4 protein-coding genes are annotated in these 4612 nt (G+C 63.9%); 1 reads left to right on the top strand and 3 read right to left on the bottom strand.

Going from position 1 to position 4612, the window contains the following annotated elements:
- Window positions 1–779 (bottom strand): DUF459 domain-containing protein (locus EOA29_RS25920; RefSeq protein WP_127221807.1); only part of this gene is annotated, 779 nt, incomplete at its 3' end.
- Between the two features lie 110 nt (window positions 780–889).
- The gene (locus EOA29_RS25925) at window positions 890–2110 is read right to left on the bottom strand and encodes a lytic murein transglycosylase (protein WP_126092132.1); all 1221 of its coding nucleotides are present in this window, start codon (window positions 2108–2110) and stop codon (window positions 890–892) included.
- A 240-nt stretch (window positions 2111–2350) separates the two neighbouring features.
- On the opposite strand from EOA29_RS25925, the gene galU reads away from it, so the two are divergent.
- Window positions 2351–3256 (top strand): UTP--glucose-1-phosphate uridylyltransferase GalU, encoded by a 906-nt coding sequence (gene galU / locus EOA29_RS25930; protein WP_126092133.1) that lies wholly within the window; start codon window positions 2351–2353, stop codon window positions 3254–3256.
- A 58-nt stretch (window positions 3257–3314) separates the two neighbouring features.
- Here galU and EOA29_RS25935 read toward each other — a convergent pair.
- Window positions 3315–4612: outer membrane beta-barrel protein (locus tag EOA29_RS25935; RefSeq protein ID WP_127221808.1), on the bottom strand; the 1298-nt coding region annotated here is incomplete at its 5' end.

Here is a 4612-nt window from a genome sequence, read left to right on the forward strand (position 1 = left end):
GAGGTGACGAAGGCGCCGTTCTCGTCGACGAAACCGTCCCAGACATCGACGAACTCGCCGCCATGATCCTGGGCAGCCGAATGATAGATGTCGTTGAAGGCCAGCATGTCCGAGGTCATCTTCGCCACGCGGAACGCCGGCATGCCGACCCACAGGAAAGGCACCTTGGCCTCCTGTATGGCCTTGCCCAGCGCTTCGGTGCGGCGTTCGTATTCCTTGGTCCAGTTCTCGGAGCGCGGCTGCTCGCGCACGTCGCCGACACGCATCTGCTGGCGATCGTTGGAGCCAAGCATGACCACCACGACGGAAGGCTTCTCCGTCTCGATCAGCGACTTGATCTCGACCGGCCAGTTATAGAAATCCTCACGCACGAAGCCGGATGAACCGTTACTGCGTGAAACGATCCTGACGGCCGGATTGTCGGCAAAGGCGGCGTCCAGGCCCTCGGCCAGCCCGCCTGCCAGGAAGTCGCCGACCACCAGCACGACGCGGGCATCCGGCGTCTTCTCGACGATCGGCGTTTCCGGTTCGGCCGGCGGGCGCGGCTTGGGTTTCTTCCTTGGTTTCGGCCTTGCCTGCTGGATGTCGGCCGGCGGCTCGATGCGCTCGCTGCGGCGCGGAAACAGGAGGTCGCGCAACGACCAGCCGCGGCTTTCCTCCTCTTGCGCGAAGGCAGGCGCATGGAAGGCGCCGGAGGCGGCGACGGCAAGCACTGCGACGGCCAGAATGAGGATCGGCAGGCGGCGAACGATCAGCCAGATGCGCGCAACCGTAACCAATCAAATCTCCATCCCTTGGCGCATGACCTTGCGAACGCGGGAAGTCATGCGCAAGCCAAAGCGCTACAGCATCCTTTCCGTATTTGAAAGGATTCACGCCATGGACGGCTCTACTGCTTGCGGAGCCATTTCAGCACTTCCAGGCTGGGATAGCCATCCTGGGTCAAGCCGACCTTTGCCTGGTAGGCCATAATGGCGGCCTTCGACCCATCGCCGATCTTGCCGTCGAACTTGCCGTCATAATAGCCGTGCTCGGAAAGCCGCTTCTGCAATTCCTGCCGCTCTTCGAAGCTGAGCTTGGTGAAAGGCCGCTGCCAGTCCTGCACAAGCCCGGTGCCGCCGGCGATCTCGTCAGCGAGCAGGCCGACGGCCAAAGCGTATTTGTCGGCGTTGTTGTAGGCTTTGATCACCGAGAAGTTGCGGATCATCAGGAAGGCAGGGCCGCCCCTGCCGTCGGGCACTTTCAGCGTCGCTTTGTCGGTCAGGTTCCTGAACGGCTTGCCATTGGCCCTGACGACGCCGAGCGCCTGCCATTGCGCCAGCGTCTTCGATCCGGCGGGCAGCTTGCCGGCCGGCAGGGTCACTTCGTAACCCCAGGTCTTGCCGGCCTGCCAGCCGTTCTTCCTCAAGAGGTTGGCTGAGGTCGCCAGCGCGTCGGGGATCGAGTTCCAGATGTCGCGCCGGCCGTTGCCGTCCATGTCGACCGCGTAGCGCTGGTAGCTGGTCGGGATGAACTGCGTCTGGCCCATCGCGCCGGCCCAGGAACCCATCAGGTGGCTTTCGTCGATGTCGCCGGTCTGCAGGATCTTCAACGCGGCGATCAGCTGGGTGCGGGCATATTTCGACCGCTGCGGGTCGCCATAGGCGAGCGTTGCCAGCGAACGGATGACATTGCGCATGATGTCATCGCGCTTGAGCGTCTCGCCATAGTTCGATTCCATCGACCAAATGGCGAGAAGGATGTTGCGGTCGACTCCGAACCGCGCCTCGATGCGATCCAGCCACGGCTTCCATTTGCGCGCCATTGCCTGACCGTTGGCTACCGACTGGTCATGCACGCGGTTGTCGAAATAATCCCAGGCGGGAGCGGTGAATTCCGGCTGGGTGCGGGCCTTTTCCAGCACGACCGGATCGGGCTCGATGCCCCTCATGGCCTGATCGTAGACAGCGCCGGAAACGCCGCCTTGCACGGCGGTGGCACGGAAGCCGGTCACCCACTGGCGGAACCCGGCATCGGCGAAAGCAGGTCCGGCAGGCATCAGCAAGGCGAGGGTCAGGCCGGCGGCCGTCACCATTGCCGTCAGGCGCCTTGCGGTGTTGCGAACGGACATCTTTTCCTCCTTCGTCAAACAGGAAGGATCATTCAACGCCGAACTGGGTTAGTATTTAGTTTACCATAGGTGCCGCCGGGAACGAAAAGAGGGGTCGCGGCTTTTAGCCCTGCACGCTCAACTCGGCCGTTCCGTAGTTCAACATTTCGGCGTGAAAATGATTCCGGCGTGAAAATGTCCGGGGGGATTGCGGAGCGGATCGCCGAGCGGATAATTGACCCAAAACATGGGTGAGGCAGCATGAAGCCAGTTCGCAAGGCAGTTTTTCCGGTCGCCGGCCTGGGCACACGGTTTCTTCCGGCCACCAAGGCCATTCCGAAGGAGATGCTGACCGTCGTCGACCGGCCGGTCATTCAATATGTCGTCGACGAGGCGCGCGATGCGGGCATCGAGCATTTCATCTTCGTGACCGGGCGCAACAAGGCGGTCATCGAGGACCATTTCGACGTTCAGTTCGAGCTCTACGACACGCTCGCTCAACGCGGCAAGGACGATCAGCTCGCCCGCCTGCAGCGGCTGCAGCCGGCGCCGGGGCAGACCAGCTTCACGCGCCAGCAGGTGCCTATGGGGCTCGGCCATGCCGTCTGGTGCGCGCGAGAACTGGTGGGCGACGAGCCTTTCGCGCTGCTTTTGCCCGACATGATCATGCAGTCGGAGAAAAGCTGCATGAAAGGCATGGTCGAGCTTTACGCCGAGACCGGCAACAACATCATCGCCGTGCAGGAATGCGACCCGGCCGAGGCGCATAAATACGGCATCGTCGGCCGCGGCGAGGATACCCACAATGGCTTCCGCATCACCGGGATGGTGGAGAAGCCGAAGCCGGGCACAGCGCCCTCCAATCTCTTCATCAACGGGCGCTACATCCTGCAGCCGGAGATTTTCGGCCTCCTCGAAAGCCAGGAGCGCGGCGCAGGCAACGAGATCCAACTGACGGATGCGATGCTGAAGCTGGAAAAGCGGCAGCCCTTCTACGGCTATCACTACAAGGGGCGCACCTTCGACTGCGGCTCGCCCGAAGGCTTCGTCGAGGCCAATGTCGCCTTCGCGCTCTGGCGCAACGACATGAACGAGAGCATGGCCGGCGTCATCCGCACCCTGCTGGATGAAGTGCGGCCGGCAGAGCGGCGCGGAGCGGCGTCCTAGATCTGCCGATCATTCTGGCAATTCCGACCTGGCCGAGGTTCCAAACCTCGGCCATCGGCTACCGTTGCACCTTCAGGCCGAGATAGACGCTGTTGGCGACGTAGTCGCGTCCCGTCAGGTTGCTGGTGAGCTTCTCCGTCCTCACCCGCGTGGTGAGGCCGGCATAGCGGTTCAGCCACCAGGTCAGCCCGGCCTCGGCGCTCAAGATCAGATCGTGGCCGTCGGAGCCGGTATAGTCGCGCCAATCGAGGCCAAGCGCCGAATTCGCCGTCAGGCTGGCGCGGATCTGCCGCTCGCCGGTGAGCCGGCCCGAGTAAAGGACATCGCCGCTCTCGCCGGCCGCGGTCGTGCTCTCGATGGTGGTCCTTCCGGTGAGCCCGATGATGGTGCCGCGCTCGGGCGACCATTTAAGATCGGCGTTGACGTATGGCCCAGCATTGGCCGGCAGGCGGTCGTCATCGATCGCTTCGCGCAGCCAGCCGACAGAGAATTCGCCGGAGAGCTTGTCGTCCATGTCGAGCTCGAGGCCGGCGCGCGCACCGAGCCGCGTCGAGGAGCGCTCGTAGCCGTTGCTGTCGAGGCGCAGATCGTAGACCCGCCGGCCGGCTTCCACCTCGGCGAAGGGCGTGATGGCCGGCGAGACCTGGTAGCCGGCGCGCAAGGTCGCGGAGTAGAGCGTGGAGTCGCGATCCTTCTGCGACAAGACGGTGCCGTCCGAGAGCTTGGCGTCGCCGTAGAAGTCGTGCGTGACCGCGCCGGTCAGCGTGTAGCGCATCTTGCCGACATCTTTCTCGACGCCGAGGCTGCCGTCCACCGTCTGCCGCAACGGTTGCGAGGTGACGCCGGCGATCGCATCCGGCGAGGACGCCGATTCCGGCACGGCCTCGTAGCCGAGCTTGGCGATGGCGCGCAGATCATGATCGAGGTCGACATTGAGCTGGCCCTCGATGCGGCCCCGCGCATCGTTGATCTTCTGGCCCGAAAGCGTGTTGCGGAAGATGCCGTAGCCGTCGATGACGGCCGAATTTTCGCGCCAGTCCGAGGTGGCGGAAAAACGCAGCGCCGTTTCGGACAGCACCGCCGAGCTGCCGCCGCTGCTGGCATCGGCGTTCGACGTCGCGGTGAAGCCCTGCTCGAGCGTTGGCCGGAAGACAAAGGTGCCGACCTTGATGCCGGGCGCGGCGAAGGGATCGTCCTCTGGCTTGACCTTCTGGCCCTCGATCGACCCGGTGCGCTCGGCCCCGGGATCGAGCTTTTGCCGATCGACGCTGTCAATCGTGACGGCGCGGCGGTTGGCGCTTTCTTCATCGATGGCCGCCGTATCGGCCTTGTCGCCGACGGCGGCGGTCTTGGCCG

Origin of the sequence: Mesorhizobium sp. M1E.F.Ca.ET.063.01.1.1 (assembly GCF_003998155.1) — a bacterium.
In the GTDB taxonomy this organism is placed as follows: Bacteria; Pseudomonadota; Alphaproteobacteria; order Rhizobiales; family Rhizobiaceae; genus Mesorhizobium.

Excerpts from the sequence above, each read along its gene's own strand:
- EOA29_RS25925 (WP_126092132.1), bottom strand. The coding sequence starts at position 2,110 with ATGTCCGTTCGCAACACCGCAAGGCGCCTGACGGCAATGGTGACGGCC.
- galU (WP_126092133.1), top strand. The coding sequence starts at position 2,351 with ATGAAGCCAGTTCGCAAGGCAGTTTTTCCGGTCGCCGGCCTGGGCACA.